The organism is Streptomyces sp. NPDC002057, from assembly GCF_040296665.1.
GTDB lineage: Bacteria > Actinomycetota > Actinomycetes > Streptomycetales > Streptomycetaceae > Streptomyces.
The window spans coordinates 1-13,193 of sequence record NZ_JBEOXR010000017.1 but is presented as its reverse complement, the minus strand read 5'-3'; the positions used below and the strand labels follow the sequence as shown (position 1 = coordinate 13,193).

The 13,193-nt window shown below is 73.7% G+C and carries 13 protein-coding genes and 1 pseudogene; 10 read left to right on the top strand and 4 right to left on the bottom strand.

What is annotated here, in order from left to right; all coding sequences use genetic code 11:
• Positions 1 to 29: 29 nt before the first annotated feature.
• Both ABT129_RS15890 and ABT129_RS15885 read left to right on the top strand, forming a co-directional pair.
• Complete coding sequence (locus ABT129_RS15890; protein WP_351901149.1) at positions 30 to 512, top strand: macro domain-containing protein; 483 nt, start codon at positions 30 to 32, stop codon at positions 510 to 512.
• Positions 513 to 598: 86 nt separating this feature from the next.
• Positions 599 to 1,108 (top strand): hypothetical protein, encoded by a 510-nt coding sequence (locus tag ABT129_RS15885; RefSeq protein ID WP_351901147.1) that lies wholly within the window; start codon positions 599 to 601, stop codon positions 1,106 to 1,108.
• A 28-nt stretch (positions 1,109 to 1,136) separates the two neighbouring features.
• Here ABT129_RS15885 and sph read toward each other — a convergent pair whose 3' ends face one another.
• Entirely contained in the window at positions 1,137 to 2,138 is a 1,002-nt protein-coding gene (sph, locus tag ABT129_RS15880; RefSeq protein ID WP_351901145.1) for a sphingomyelin phosphodiesterase, read from the bottom strand.
• 158 nt (positions 2,139 to 2,296) lie between these two features.
• On the opposite strand from sph, the gene ABT129_RS15875 reads away from it, so the two are divergent.
• Positions 2,297 to 2,782, top strand: a complete 486-nt coding sequence (locus ABT129_RS15875; protein ID WP_351901143.1) for a F0F1 ATP synthase subunit B family protein — start codon at positions 2,297 to 2,299, stop codon at positions 2,780 to 2,782.
• A gap of 97 nt (positions 2,783 to 2,879) precedes the next feature.
• Entirely contained in the window at positions 2,880 to 3,809 is a 930-nt protein-coding gene (locus ABT129_RS15870) for an oxygenase MpaB family protein (protein WP_351901141.1), read from the top strand.
• Positions 3,810 to 3,961: 152 nt separating this feature from the next.
• On the opposite strand, the gene ABT129_RS15865 is transcribed toward ABT129_RS15870, so the two are convergent.
• On the bottom strand, positions 3,962 to 5,542 hold the full coding sequence (locus ABT129_RS15865; protein WP_351901139.1) for a M1 family metallopeptidase: 1,581 nt from the start codon (positions 5,540 to 5,542) through the stop codon (positions 3,962 to 3,964).
• A 225-nt stretch (positions 5,543 to 5,767) separates the two neighbouring features.
• Between ABT129_RS15865 and ABT129_RS15860 the strand changes: the two genes are divergently transcribed.
• The 3 genes from ABT129_RS15860 to ABT129_RS15850 all read left to right on the top strand — a co-directional run bounded on the left by ABT129_RS15860 (position 5,768) and on the right by ABT129_RS15850 (position 9,604).
• Positions 5,768 to 7,855, top strand: a complete 2,088-nt coding sequence (locus tag ABT129_RS15860) for a Xaa-Pro dipeptidyl-peptidase (RefSeq protein WP_502981779.1) — start codon at positions 5,768 to 5,770, stop codon at positions 7,853 to 7,855.
• On the top strand, positions 7,852 to 9,156 hold the full coding sequence (locus ABT129_RS15855) for a M14 family metallopeptidase (RefSeq protein ID WP_351901137.1): 1,305 nt from the start codon (positions 7,852 to 7,854) through the stop codon (positions 9,154 to 9,156). The genes ABT129_RS15860 and ABT129_RS15855 overlap by 4 nt, the downstream gene beginning before the upstream one ends.
• A 145-nt stretch (positions 9,157 to 9,301) precedes the next feature.
• On the top strand, positions 9,302 to 9,604 hold the full coding sequence (locus ABT129_RS15850; RefSeq protein ID WP_351901135.1) for a hypothetical protein: 303 nt from the start codon (positions 9,302 to 9,304) through the stop codon (positions 9,602 to 9,604).
• Positions 9,605 to 9,741: 137 nt separating this feature from the next.
• On the opposite strand, the gene ABT129_RS15845 is transcribed toward ABT129_RS15850, so the two are convergent.
• Positions 9,742 to 10,701, bottom strand: a complete 960-nt coding sequence (locus ABT129_RS15845; RefSeq protein WP_351901133.1) for an FAD-dependent oxidoreductase — start codon at positions 10,699 to 10,701, stop codon at positions 9,742 to 9,744.
• A gap of 70 nt (positions 10,702 to 10,771) precedes the next feature.
• On the opposite strand from ABT129_RS15845, the gene ABT129_RS15840 reads away from it, so the two are divergent.
• Genes ABT129_RS15840 through ABT129_RS15830 form a run of 3 tightly spaced genes read left to right on the top strand, consistent with a single transcriptional unit; the run spans position 10,772 to position 13,143 of the window.
• The gene (locus ABT129_RS15840) at positions 10,772 to 11,260 is read left to right on the top strand and encodes a hypothetical protein (RefSeq protein ID WP_351901131.1); all 489 of its coding nucleotides are present in this window, start codon (positions 10,772 to 10,774) and stop codon (positions 11,258 to 11,260) included.
• Positions 11,261 to 11,273: 13 nt separating this feature from the next.
• Complete coding sequence (locus ABT129_RS15835) at positions 11,274 to 12,914, top strand: ABC-F family ATP-binding cassette domain-containing protein (RefSeq protein WP_351901129.1); 1,641 nt, start codon at positions 11,274 to 11,276, stop codon at positions 12,912 to 12,914.
• Positions 12,915 to 12,939: 25 nt separating this feature from the next.
• A complete protein-coding gene (locus tag ABT129_RS15830) occupies positions 12,940 to 13,143 on the top strand; it encodes a hypothetical protein (RefSeq protein ID WP_351901127.1) in 204 nt (67 codons plus the stop codon).
• Here ABT129_RS15830 and ABT129_RS15825 read toward each other — a convergent pair.
• A pseudogene (locus ABT129_RS15825) lies at positions 13,098 to 13,193 on the bottom strand (sugar ABC transporter permease); the annotation flags it as partial. The gene ABT129_RS15830 and the pseudogene ABT129_RS15825 overlap by 46 nt on opposite strands.

Here is a 13,193-nt window from a genome sequence, read left to right as displayed (position 1 = left end):
TGTCAGTGCGGCGCCGTACCGTGATCACCATGAACGGGATCACGTACGTCCGGGGGGACGCGACCGCGCCGCAGGCCAAGGGTGTCAAGATCGTCGCGCACGTCTGCAACGATCTCGGGGGCTGGGGCAAGGGCTTCGTCCTGGCGGTCTCACGCCGGTGGAGCGAGCCGGAGGCGGCCTACCGGCGGTGGCACCGCGACCGCGCGCGGAACGACTTCGGTCTGGGCGCCGCCCAGTTCGTCCAGGTCGAGCCGTACGTCTGGGTGGCCAACCTGGTGGGTCAGCGGGGGATGCGCACCGGGCGGAGCAGCGGCGTGCCCGTGCGGTACGAGGCGATCGACGCCGCGCTCGGGCTGCTCGCCGACCGGGCGGGCGAGCTGGGGGCGTCGGTGCACATGCCGCGCATCGGATGCGGCCTCGCGGGTGGGTCCTGGGAGCGGGTCGAGCCCCTGGTCGTGGGGCGGCTGGTGGAGCGGGGGATACCGGTCACCGTGTACGACTTCGGCGGGTGAGGGGCGCGGGCGGTGGTGGGGGTGTGGGCTCGTGGGGGCTAGAGTCTGCGGCTGTTCGAACCGGGGGAACGGAACAGGGGAGTGGGATGTACGCGCAACTCAGGGAGACTGCGGCGGAGTTGGCCCGGGTCCTGTGGCGGGAGCACACCGTCTACCGGGAGCGGGGCGGTGGTGTGGTGATCCGGGGCGAGCACGTGGGCCGCTGGATAAGTCTCGGTCCGACCGGGGGCAAGGACCAGGCGCTGCTGCGCGCCGGGCGGCTGCTCGACGGGGGGACCACCGCCCCGGCCCGCACCGAGGTGGTCGTCGACCTGACGGCCGGGACGGCGGAGCTGGCGGCGGTCTGCCGCAGCCTGCTCGCCGATGTCGCGGCGGTCGCCGAGCCGGCCCCCGTCGCGTCGGGCCGGTCCGGTCGGTCCGGTCGTGCGGGAGCGTCCGGGAGACAGGCGAAGCCGGGGCGGGCGGCGCGTGCCGCCCGCCCCGGCCGGCCCCGCAAGGGACGGCACACGAGCCTGGGTTCCTTCGTCGTGCTGCTCTGTGTCGCCGGTGTGCTCGGTGCCTGGCTCTACAGCCTCTTCGGTGGACCCGGCTACTGAGCCGCGTCCGCCGCCGGCCCGGTCCCGGTCAGAAGCCGGTGACCGGGTAGTGGTCGCTCAGGTTGGTGTACGTGTAGCTCGTGCCCCAGCTGGAGACCGTCCACGGGGCGCTCCGCTCCAGGATCACGTGGTTGGTCCAGCCGGCGGGGCGGGCGTTCCCGGCGCGGAAGAGGACGTAGTCGAGGTCCTCGCGCGGGTCGTCCGGGTAGCGCTCGGAGGCGATCGAGTTCAGGTCGGTGTCGAAGGAGTAGGGGTGGCCGGTGCGGGCGTCGGCCCCCACGAGGCCGGCGTCGGCGAGCATGGTGGCGTGCTCGGGCGTGTGCGAGTCGACGTTCATGTCACCGGCGACGATCACCTGCTCGTTCGCCGGGATGTTCTTGGCGTCGAGGAAGGCGTCGATCGCCTTGAACTGGCGGCTGCGCATCTGGGCCGCCTCGCCCGCCGAGCAGCCCGGGTCGGTGGACTGGGCGTGGGTGCCGAGGACGTGGACCCTGCTGCCGTTCACGTTGAGCACGGCGTAGGCGAATCCCTTGTTCGACCACCAGTCGGCGCCGCACGCGTCCTTGTAGACGTGCTGCTCCTTGCGGACGATCGGCCACTTGCTGAGGATCGTCACCCCGCCGTCCTCGGGGGTGGTCGCGGAGTAGGCGCCGCCGGTGGCGTCCCAGCCGCTCTTGCTGCGGCCCACGACGGGCGTCTGGTGCGGGTACTGCGCGGCGGCGTTCGCCTTGAGCGCGTCCGAGGCCCCGTTGTCGAAGGCCTCCTGGAGGACGACGACGTCCTGCCCCTGGAAGAAGGAGGCGGCGGGGATCGCCTTGGCGCGGTGGTCCTGGCCCCAGTTCGGGTAGAGGGACTTGGAGAACAGGAACGCGTTGTACGTGAGCACCTTGAGCCGGGGGGTCTCGGCGGCCGTGGCGGAGGCGGCGGTCGCGCCCGGCGCGGTCGCGGCCAGGGCGGCGGCGGCGAGCGCGAGGGAAAGGGCGGCGCCGGGGGCGCGGCGGAGCGCGGCGAGCGTCACGGTAACTCCCATGAGGGTGTGGGGGGTTGAGCTGGCGCGGCACATACAATCAGTCGGAGTTACCTTCCGGTAGCCTCTGGATGCCGGGAATCTTGCCGATCTCGCAAGATCACGCCAACTCTCGTTCCGGTTTCCGATTTGTACCTTTTTGAACCAGGTAGAATGCGCCCATGACCCTCGCGAACTCCACTGTCTTCAAGATGGACCTCGGTCCGCTCAACCCCGTCTGGGCCGAGCTCATCATCGGCGCCGTGTTGTTCGGGCTCACCTTCCTGATCATGGCCAAGGCCGTCCTGCCGAAGATCAAGCGCACCATCGAGGAGCGTGAGGACGCCATCGACGGCGGCACCGAGCGCGCCGACGACCTGCGCGCCGAGGCCACGCAGATCCGTGAGCAGTACGAGGCCGAGCTGGCCGAGGCCCGCCACGAGGCCGCCCGTATCCGCTCCAAGGCCGTCGAGGAGGGCTCGGTCGCCATCGCCGCCGCCCGCGCCGAGGGCAACGCCGAGCGCGAGGCCATCCTCGCCGCCGGTACCGAGAAGATCGCCGCCGAGCGCACCGCCGCCGAGCGCGAGCTCTCCGCCGACGTCGACGCCTGGGCCCACGCCCTCGCCGCCCGCATCGTCGGCGAGCCGGTCGGCGCCGACCGCGCCTGACCCGTACTCCCCGGAAGGGGCCGTCACCAGGGGCCGCAGCGCCCGGGTGACGGCCCCTTCGTCGTGGGTGCAGCCTTGGAGTGTGAGGAGAAGCCCCATGGAACGCGCGCATCCCGTCGACGCGGGCCGTCCCGTCGACCCCACCGACCCCGCCGCCCCCGGCCGGCCGGCGGACGGGGCCGGTGACCCGGCGCCGCCGCCCGTCGGCGGGGTGCTGTGGACCGTCGCCGGTGACATCCGGGCGCTCCTGATGCTCCCCGCCGCCCTCACGATGCAGGTCGCCCACCCCGCCATCGGCGCCGGCGTGGACGCCCACTCGGTCTTCCGCACCGACCCCTGGGGCCGCGGGGAACGCTCCCTGCGCTCGGTCCAGCTGTGGATCTACGGCGGTGAGGACGCCGCACGGGAGGGCCGCCGCCTCCGGAAGCTGCACCGCGACATCCAGGGCACCGACGCCCACGGGCGCCGCTACCACGCGCTCACCCCCGCCTACTACTCCTGGGTGCACGCGACCGGCTTCCCCGTCTACGCGCACGGCCTCCGCCTCCTCGTCCGCCCCCTCACCCAGGCGCAGGAACGGCAGCTGTACGCCGAGTGGCTCCAGGTCGGCCGCGTTCTCGGCATCCACGACCGGGACATGCCGCAGACGATCGAGGAGTTCTGGCCGTACTACCGGAAGGTCCTCGCGGAGGAGCTGGAGGCGACCGTCGTCGTCCGGGAGCTGCTCGACCCCGGCCAGCCGGTGCCCGCCCCCGACCGGGGGCCGCTCCCGGCCCGGCTCGCCCTCCGGCTGCTCTGGCCGGTCCTGCGCCGTCCGTTCCTGCGACTGCGCGCCTTCCTCACCGTGGGCATGATGCCGCCGGACGCCCGCGAGGCCATCGGCCTGGAGTGGACGCCGGCGCAGGAGCGGGCCCTGCGCCGGTTCGCCCGGGTGGTCCGCCTGGTGGTCCCCGTCCTGCCGGAGCGGCTGCGCTATCTGCCGATGGCCCGGAAAGCCCGCGAGGCCGCCCGCCGCGCGAAGCGCTGACGGACGGCCCCGGTGGGCGTACGGCTCGGACGACCCCGAGCGGGTGCGGCTCATGCGGCCCCGGTGGGCGTACGGCCGGGGTGCCCCGAGCGCGTGCGGCTCAGGCAGCCGCGGGCCCGTACGGCCCGGGTGGCCCCAGGGGACCGCTCGGCTCAGTGCCCGCCGTGCCCCGCGGCGCCGTGCTCACCGGTCTCGTGGACCGTGTTCGTCGCCGCGATCTTCTTCCACGACTTCGGCTGGGCCGGCTTCACCGGCTTGGCCTGCGGAGCCGCCGAGCGCGCGGACGGGGCGCCGGACGCGGTCGCCGCGGCAGGCGCGGACAGACCGACCGCCGCCGCGGTCGACGCGGACGGCTTCGAGGGCTGGTACAGCCAGGTGTCGAAGAGCTCGGCCAGCGGCTTGCCGGAGACCTTCTCCGCGTACTTCACGAAGTCGGCCACGCGCGCGTTGCCGTGGGCGAACTTCTGCGGCCAGCCCTTCAGGATCGCGAAGAAGTCCTCGTCGCCGATCTCGTTGCGCAGCGCCTGGAGCGCCAGCGCGCCCCGGTCGTACACGGCGATGTGGAACTGGTTCTCGGGGCCCGGGTCACCCGGCTTCACCGTCCAGAACGGGTCCTCGGCAGTCCGGATGGCGTACACGTAGTCCGCCAGCTCCTGGGCGGTGCCCTCGCCCTCCTTCTCCGACCACAGCCACTGGCTGTAGCGGGCGAAGCCCTCGTTGACCCAGATGTCCTTCCAGTCGCGGACGGAGACGCTGTCGCCGTACCACTGGTGCGCCAGCTCGTGGACGACCACCGACACGTTGGCGCCGTTGGCGAACTGCCGCGGGCTGTAGAACGGGCGGGTCTGCGTCTCCAGGGCGAAGCCGCTCGTCACGTTCGGCACGTACCCGCCGAGGGCGTTGAAGGGGTACGGTCCGAAGACCCCCTCCAGCCACTCCGCGACCTCGGTGGTGCGCTCGATCGAGGCGCGCGCGGCGCCGTCGTTGTCGCCGAGGTCCTTGCTGTACGCGTTGAGGACGGGCAGCCCGTTCGCCGTCCGGTCCGTCGTGATGTCGAACTTGCCGACGGCGAGCGTGGCCAGATAGGTCGCCTGCGGCTTGTTGGAGCGCCAGTTGAAGCGGGTCCAGCCCAGCCGGGAGGACTGCGACTGCAGGACGCCGTTGCTGATGGCCTGGGTGCCGTCCGGCACCGAGACGGAGACGTCGAAGGTGGCCTTGTCCAGCGGGTGGTCGTTGGACGGGAACCACCAGGCGGCCGAGTCCGGCTCCTGCGCGGCGACTCCGCCGTCCGGGGTACGGGCCCAGGCCGTCCAGCCGTCGATCTTGACCTCGGAGGGCTTGCCCGCGTAGCGGACGACGATCGAGATCGACTTGTTCTTCTCCAGCGGGACGGCCGGGGTGACCTCCAGCTCGTGGGACCCGGAGGTGGCGAACTTCGCCACCCGGCCGTTGACCCGGACCTCACTGACCTTCAGGCCGAGGTCGAGGTTGAACCGGGACAGGTTCTGCTTGGTGGTGGCGACGATCGTCGCCGTGCCCTCCAGGAGGTCGGTGGCGGGCTGGTACGTCAGACGCAGGTCGTAGTGCGAGACGTCGTAGCCGCCGTTGCCGCTGGTGGGGTAGTAGGAGTCGCCGATGCCCGGGGCCCCAGGGGTGAAATCGGCCGCCGATGCCGGGATCGCCAGCAGCAGGGAGGCCGCGAGGGCGCTCGGAACGATGATTCTGCGGTGCACAGGTGCTCCCCAAGTCATAAGAAACGTAAGACGCGCGGGTGGTCGTCGGTCCTTAGTCCGGACACTATTCAGTGCCCCGACGGACCGTCACGTCCAGAGGACCCGCTGTCACACGATCGCCATTCGGCCGACATGAACCCATCCGCCCCCGGAATCACCCTGAATCCCCCCTGATTGGCTACGGCACTCTTTTGCACGGGAGTTGACCGGGGTACGTTCCCGCCCATGCCGATGCGAAAGCGGAGAACCCGCGGAGCCCGACTGCCGTACGGAACCCTGGTGGCCGCCGCCACCGCCGCCCTGCTCGCGACCATGGTCGCGCCCGCGAGCGCGCGGCCGGAGCCCGCCACGCCGTCCGGGAGCACGGCGTCCTCCGGGACCGCCGCGGCGTCACGAGCCGCGCTCTCCCCGCCCGTCGCGTCCTCCGTCCGGGAGTCCCGGCCCGTCCACTCCTACGCCGACGCCATCCGCGAGTCCGTCTGGGTCGACACCGGGCTCGACGGCGACGGCGACGGGCGCGCGGACCGGGTCGCCGTCGACATCGTCCGCCCCCGGGAGACCGCCGCGGCCGGCCGGAGGATCCCGGTCATCATGGACGCCAGCCCGTACTACGCCTGCTGCGGACGCGGCAACGAGAGCCAGAGGAAGACCTACGACGCCGACGGCGATCCCGTCGGGTTCCCGCTCTTCTACGACAACTTCTTCGTCCCGCGCGGCTACGCCTTCGTCGCCGTCGACCTCGCCGGCACCAACCGCTCCGACGGCTGCGACGACGTCGGCGGACGCTCCGACGTCCAGTCGGCCAAGGCCGTCGTCGACTGGCTGAACGGCCGCGCCCGCGGCTACACCTCCCGTACGGGGGAGGCCAGGGCCCGCGCCACCACCTGGAGCACCGGGAACGTCGGCATGATCGGCAAGAGCTGGGACGGCACCATCGCCAACGGCGTCGCCGCCACCGGTGTCGAAGGGCTGAGAACCATCGTCCCGATCGGCGCCATCTCCTCCTGGTACGACTACTTCCACTCCCAGGGCGCCCCGCTCTACGACGCCAACCCGAGCTGGCTCTCCGAGTACGTCAACAGCCCCGAGGCGCGGGCCCGCTGCGGCGCCGTCCAGGACCGCGTCACCGCCGGCACCCCGTACAGCGGTGACCGCACGGCCGCCTGGACAGAGCGCGACCACGTACGGAACGCGGCCAAGGTCAGGGCCAGCGTCTTCGTCGTGCACGGCCAGCAGGACCTCAACGTGCGCGCGAACCAGTTCGGCCAGTGGTGGGACGCGCTCGCCGCCCACGGCGTCGAGCGGAAGATCTGGCTCTCCCAGACCGGCCACGTCGACCCCTTCGACTTCCGGCGCGCCGACTGGGTCCGCACCCTGCACCGCTGGTTCGACCACTACCTCCTGGGCTACGAGAACGGCATCGACCGCGAACCGGTCGCCGACATCGAGCGCGCCCCGGACCGCTGGACCACCGACCGGCAGTGGCCGCCGCGCGCCACCGCGACCACCACCCTGCGCCCCGCCCCCGGCGCGGCCTCCGGCCCCGGCGTCCTCGGCCGCGCCCCCGCGGCCCCCGGCTCCACCGCGACCTTCACCGACGACCCGGGCCTCGGCGAGCTCGACTGGGCGGCCCGGATCGACGGCGCGACCCCCGAGAAGGCCGGGTTCGTCACCCGCCCGCTCTCCCGCGACCTGCGGATCTCCGGCCCCTCGGAGGTGACGGTCACCGCCACCCCGACCACCGCCACCGCGCACCTCTCCGCCGTCCTCGTCGACCTCGGCCCCGACACGATCCGCGACTACGCGGCGGCCGGTGAGGGCATCACCACCCTCGCCGACCGCACCTGCTGGGGCGCGAGCACCCCCGGGGACAGTGCCTGCTTCAAGGAGACCGAGGCCCGCACGGCGGACGTCGGGTACACGGTCGTCAGCCGGGGCTGGGCCGACCTCGGCACCTGGGCCGACCCGCGCGAGGAGCGCCCGCTGACCCCCGGCAGGGCGTACACGATGACCCTGGACCTCGCCTCCACCGACCACGTCGTCCCGGCCGGCCACCGGCTCGCCCTGATCGTCGGCGGCACCGACAGGGACCTCCTCGACCCCCCGTCGACCACGCCGACCCTGACCCTCGACCTCGCCCGCACCCGGGCGAAGGTGCCGCTGGTCGGCGGCGCCGCGGCCTTCGTCCGCGCCACGTCCGGGCCGTACCCGGTCCTGCCGTCGCCCCTCACCGCCGCCCCGTCCCTCAGCGGCGCCCTCCCGCCGGCCGGGGTCACCGGTCCGCGCCTCCCCGGATTCGGAGCGACCCGATGACACCCCGTACCGCACGCCGGAGCGCACGGCGCCTCTCCCTGGTGGCGGGCGCCGCGGCCCTCGCCCTGCCGCTCGTCGGCCTCCCCGCCGAGGCGGCGGACAGCGCGCCGGTGAAGCCGCTCCCGCGCACCGGCTTCGAGCTCAGCGGGGGAGCCCGGTGGACCGGCGAGACCGAGGAGCGCGACTTCCTCGCCGCCGTCGACCGGGCGAGCGCGCGGGTGTCGCTGCGGGTGATCGGCGCCACCGCGCAGGGCCGTCCGATCCGGCTCGCCACCCTCGGTACGGGCCGCACCACCGTGCTGCTCGTCTGCAGCCAGCACGGCGACGAGCCCGCCGGCCGCGAGGCCTGTCTGAGCACGGTGCGCGACCTCGCCCACGCCCGGGACCGGGAGACCCGGGAGTTCCTCGCCCGCACCACGCTCCTCGTCGTGCCCACCGCCAACCCCGACGGCCGGGAGGCCGACACCCGGGGCAACGCCGCCGGCGTCGACGTCAACCGCGACCACATCGCGCTGCGGACCGCCGAGGCGCGCGCGGTCGCCGCCGTCATCCGCGACCACCGTCCCGAACTCGTCTACGACCTGCACGAGTACGGGGCCACCCCCCGGTTCTACGACAAGGACCTGCTCGCCCTCTGGCCGCGCAGCCTCGACACCGACCCGCACGTCCACGACGAGTCCCAGAAGCTCTCCGAGCGCTACGTGCGGCCCGCCGCCGGCCTCGCCGGGTACACCAGCGGCATCTACGGCATCTGGACCGACCCCCTCACCGGGAAGCCGCTCAAGCAGGTCGCCGGCGACGGCCAGGAGCGGATCCTGCGCAACACGGCCGGCATCAAGCACTCCGCCGGCCTGCTCGTCGAGACCCGGGTGGACGCGCTCGACGAGGCCGAGCGGGACGACCCCGCGCTCAACCACCGGCGCCGTGTCGCCACCCAGCACGCGGCCCTGGAAGGTGCCTTCGCCTACGTGAAGGAGCGGCGCGTACCGCTCACGGTGGCCACCGCGGTCGCCCGGCGTGCCGGGTTCGCCGACCGCGGCCCGGTCCACCTCGGCGGCGCGGACAACGACCCGCCGGAGCCCGGGGAGATCCTCGCCGACCCGCCGTGCGGCTACCGGCTGGACTCCGCGCGGTACGCCGAGGTGGGAGACGAACTCGCCCTGCACGGCATCACCGTCCGGCGGGAGGGCGCGGGGGTGTTCGTCCCGATGGGCCAGTCCCGCAGGGCGCTCGTCGCCCTTCTCCTGGACGGTCGGGCCACCTATCACCTCGTCAGTGGCAGTCCTGTGGAGGAGTGTTGACGATCATGTGACACGGAGGCGCGATGGCGTGAATCCGACGTTTGCCGAGGTAAAGTTACCGACCGGTACTGACCATGCCTCATGGGGGCACCCCCGGCCGAAGGCCGGGGGAGGGTCCCCGCGGCCCCGAAGTTGGAGAAACACCATGCGCGCCACCATGACCGTCCGTCGTGTCCTCACGTCCCTGCTCGCCACGACGCTGCTCGCCGGGGGCGTGCTGCTCGGCCAGACGGTGACCGCCGAGCCCGCGGCCGCCGCCAAGATCACCTGCAACATCGGCCAGCTGAAGGCCGACGCCCGCAAGGAGCGCGACCGCGCCGCCCAGCTCCAGCGCCTCGGCGCCACGACGGAGGCCCGCAAGGCCCTCGCCAAGGCCGACGCCCTGGAGAAGCGCGCCCGCCAGTGCGCCGACGCGGAGAACAACAGCAAGCCGCCGCTCTGGAAGTAGCGACACGGGCGGGGCGGGCGCGGCCCGAACGGGCGGCACCCGCCCCGCTGTCGTGCGCACACGGCGCCGCGTCGCCCGCCCAGGGCCTGCCCTCCGGGCCGGGCCGGACTCGCGGGACCCGACCGGGAGGACCCGCCCTAGGCGCCCTCCACCAGCTCCGCCGCCCGCTCCGCGCAGCCCCAGGCCACCGTCACCCCCGCGCCCCCGTGCCCGTAGTGGTGCACCAGGCGCCCGCCGCCCGGCAGCGACACCGCCTCGATCCGCACCCCGCCCAGCCGCGCGGGCCGCAGCCCCACCCGGTGGCCGAGCACCCGGGCCCCCGCGATCTCCGGCCGCACCCGCGCACACCGCGCCACGATCGCCGCCGCCGTCGCGGGATCGGGCGTCAGCCGCTCGTCGTCCTCCTCGGCCGTCCCGCCCAGCACCAGCCGCCCCGGCTGCGGGAAGAAGTACGTCGACCGCCCCGAACCGGAGTCCGGCGAGGTGAACCACTCCTCGACCCCCGGGTTCTCCACCAGGACCAACTGGCCCCGCACCGGCCGCATTCCGGGATCCGGTACGAGCTCCCGCGCCGCCGCCCCGGTGCAGTCGACGACCACCCGTGCCCGGGCCGACGCCTCCTCGAAGCCGGTCACCGCCCGCCGCTCGAAGACACCGCCCGCCGCCTCGAACCGGCCCCGCAGCCAGGCCAGATGGACCGGCATGTCGATCAGCGGCAGACGCGCCGCCAGGCCCACGTCGTACGGCCCCGGCACCTCCTCCGGCGCCAACTGCCGGAGCTCCGGCACCTCCCCGGCCCAGGCGCCGAGCCGATCGAGCACGGTGTCCGCGTGGACCCCGGACACCCACCGCACCCCCGTCCGCCCCGGGTCGGCGGCCAACTCCCCGTACACACGCAGGGATGCCAGCGCCCAGGCGCCGACCTCGGCCGCCGGCTCGATCCGGTACGGCCACCACAGCGCGCCCGCCACCGCCGACGTCGTCGCCGTCACGTCGTCCCGCGACCAGATCCGTACGCCGAGCCCGCGTTCCGCGAGCGTCACCGCGGTCGTCAGGCCGACGACCCCGCCACCCACCACGATCACGTCGTTCTCCATGGGCGGACCGTACCGGGACCGGGACATTTCCGGGACGGCCCGGCCACGGAAGAGCGGAAGACTCGATGTCATGCGCGGCGCCTACACGACCCTCGACCTCGCCCCCGCCGACCGTGCGGACGGCGTCCTCCCCGGGAGCCCCACCGGCCACCGGCCCGACCCCCTCGACCTCGTGGTCGACGGCAGGCCGCTGCTCCGGCTGCTCGACGAGGTCGACGGCGCCGACACGGTCTCGCCCCTCGCCTCCGACCTCCCGCCCGTCCTGCGCGCCGACCACGTCGAGCGGCTCCTGGGCGAGGGCCACGGCGCCGGCGACGGCCGCCGGGTGATCTACTCCTGCCCCGACTGCGACGACCCCGGCTGCGGAGCGGTCACCGCACACGTCGGACGCGACGGCGACGACGTCGTCTGGCGCGACTTCGCCTGGCAGACCGGCCCCACCGCCGACCTCGCCCGCGAGGGCTACCCCGGCGTCGGCCCGTACCGCTTCCACGGCGCCGCCTACCGGTCCGTGCTGCTGCGGCTCCTCGACGCCCGGGCGTGTCGTTCCGTCGCCTAGGATTCGTTCCCTGATGACTGCAACCCTCGTCGCCAAGGACCTCGCCGCCGGCCACGGCGAACGCACCCTCTTCGCCGGGCTCGACCTCGTGGTCGCCCCCGGCGACGTGATCGGCCTCGTCGGCGTCAACGGCGCCGGCAAGTCGACCCTGCTGCGGCTGCTCGCCGGGCTCGACGCCCCCGAGGAGGGCGAGCTCCGGCTCTCCCCGCCCACCGCCGCCGTCGGCCACCTCCCGCAGGAGCCGGAGCGGCGCACGGGGGAGACCGTGCGCGAGTTCCTCGCCCGGCGGACCGGCGTCGCCGCCGCCCAGACCGCCATGGACGAGGCCACCCAGGGCCTCGTCGACGGAACGCCCGGCGCCGACGACGCGTACTCCGTCACGCTGGAGCGCTGGCTGAGCCTCGGCGGGGCCGACCTCGACGAGCGCGCGGAGGAGGTCGCCGACTCCCTCGGCCTCACCGTCGGCCTCGACCAGCCGATGACCGCGCTCTCCGGCGGCCAGGCCGCCCGCGCCGGCCTCGCCTCGCTGCTCCTGTCCCGCTACGACGTCTTCCTGCTCGACGAGCCCACCAACGATCTCGACCTCGAAGGTCTGGAGCGCCTGGAGGGCTTCGTGAAGGGGCTGCGCGCCGGGACGGTCGTCATCAGCCACGACCGCGAGTTCCTCACCCGCACGTGCACCAAGGTCCTGGAGCTCGACCTCGCCCAGCAGCAGATCACCCTGTACGGCGGCGGCTACGAGGCCTACCTGGAGGAGCGGGACACCGCCCGGCGCCACGCCCGCGAGGACTTCGAGGAGTACGCCGGCAAGAAGGCGGCCCTCGAAGCGCGCGGCCACATGCAGCGGTCCTGGATGGACAAGGGCGTCAGGAACGCCCGCCGCAAGGCCACCGACGGCGACAAGCTCGGGCGCAACGCGCGCAGCGAGGCCAGCGAGAAGCAGGCCGCTAAGGCCCGTCAGACCCAGCGCATGATCGAACGCCTCGACGTCGTCGACGAGCCCCGCAAGGAGTGGGAGCTGCGCATGGAGATCGCGGCCGCGCCGCGCTCCGGCTCGGTCGTCGCGACCCTGCGCGAGGCCGAGGTGCGCCGCGGCGACTTCTCCTTCGGCCCCGTCACGCTGCAGATCGACTGGGCCGACCGGGTCGCCGTCACCGGCGCCAACGGTGCCGGGAAGTCGACCCTGCTCGCCGCCCTCCTCGGGCGGCTGCCGCTGGACTCCGGCGACACCGTCCTCGGCTCGGGCGTCGTCGTCGGCGAGGTCGACCAGGCCCGCAAGCTCTTCCACGGCACGGAGACCCTCCTGGAGGCGTTCTGCGCGGCCGTGCCCGAGACCGAGCCCGCCGAGGTCCGAACGCTGCTCGCCAAGTTCGGCCTCAAGGCCGTCCACGTGATGCGCCCGGCCACCACCCTCTCCCCGGGCGAGCGGACCCGCGCCGCACTCGCCCTGCTCCAGGGCCGGGGCGTGAACCTGCTCGTCCTGGACGAGCCGACCAACCACCTGGACCTCCCGGCCATCGAACAGCTGGAGTCCGCCCTCGACTCGTACACGGGCACGCTGCTGCTCGTCACCCACGACCGGCGGATGCTCGACGCCGTCCGCACCACCCGGCGCGTCGAGGTCGCCGACGGCAAGGTGACCGAGCTCCGATGACGTTCCCGTGCGGCCGGGGCCGGCGATGACGGTCTCCTTCGGCTGGGGCCCCGTCGAGGCGCGGGTCCTGGCCCCCTCGGCCGCCTGCGTGGTCGTCGTCGACGTCCTGTCCTTCACCACGTCGGTCGGAGTCGCCGTCGAGGGCGGCGCGGCCGTGCACCCGTACCGGTGGCGGGACGCGACGGCTGCCTCCAGGACCTCGGCGGGGATGGTCTGGAGCGCGCTGTAGATGATGATCATGTTGTAGCCGGTCCAGCTCCACGTGACGATGTTCGCCAC

Excerpts from the sequence above, each read along its gene's own strand:
- ABT129_RS15890 (WP_351901149.1), top strand. The coding sequence starts at position 30 with ATGAACGGGATCACGTACGTCCGGGGGGACGCGACCGCGCCGCAGGCC.
- ABT129_RS15885 (WP_351901147.1), top strand. The coding sequence starts at position 599 with ATGTACGCGCAACTCAGGGAGACTGCGGCGGAGTTGGCCCGGGTCCTG.
- sph (WP_351901145.1), bottom strand. The coding sequence starts at position 2,138 with ATGGGAGTTACCGTGACGCTCGCCGCGCTCCGCCGCGCCCCCGGCGCC.
- ABT129_RS15875 (WP_351901143.1), top strand. The coding sequence starts at position 2,297 with ATGACCCTCGCGAACTCCACTGTCTTCAAGATGGACCTCGGTCCGCTC.
- ABT129_RS15870 (WP_351901141.1), top strand. The coding sequence starts at position 2,880 with ATGGAACGCGCGCATCCCGTCGACGCGGGCCGTCCCGTCGACCCCACC.
- ABT129_RS15860 (WP_502981779.1), top strand. The coding sequence starts at position 5,768 with ATGCCGATGCGAAAGCGGAGAACCCGCGGAGCCCGACTGCCGTACGGA.
- ABT129_RS15855 (WP_351901137.1), top strand. The coding sequence starts at position 7,852 with ATGACACCCCGTACCGCACGCCGGAGCGCACGGCGCCTCTCCCTGGTG.
- ABT129_RS15850 (WP_351901135.1), top strand. The coding sequence starts at position 9,302 with ATGCGCGCCACCATGACCGTCCGTCGTGTCCTCACGTCCCTGCTCGCC.
- ABT129_RS15845 (WP_351901133.1), bottom strand. The coding sequence starts at position 10,701 with ATGGAGAACGACGTGATCGTGGTGGGTGGCGGGGTCGTCGGCCTGACG.
- ABT129_RS15840 (WP_351901131.1), top strand. The coding sequence starts at position 10,772 with ATGCGCGGCGCCTACACGACCCTCGACCTCGCCCCCGCCGACCGTGCG.
- ABT129_RS15835 (WP_351901129.1), top strand. The coding sequence starts at position 11,274 with ATGACTGCAACCCTCGTCGCCAAGGACCTCGCCGCCGGCCACGGCGAA.
- ABT129_RS15830 (WP_351901127.1), top strand. The coding sequence starts at position 12,940 with ATGACGGTCTCCTTCGGCTGGGGCCCCGTCGAGGCGCGGGTCCTGGCC.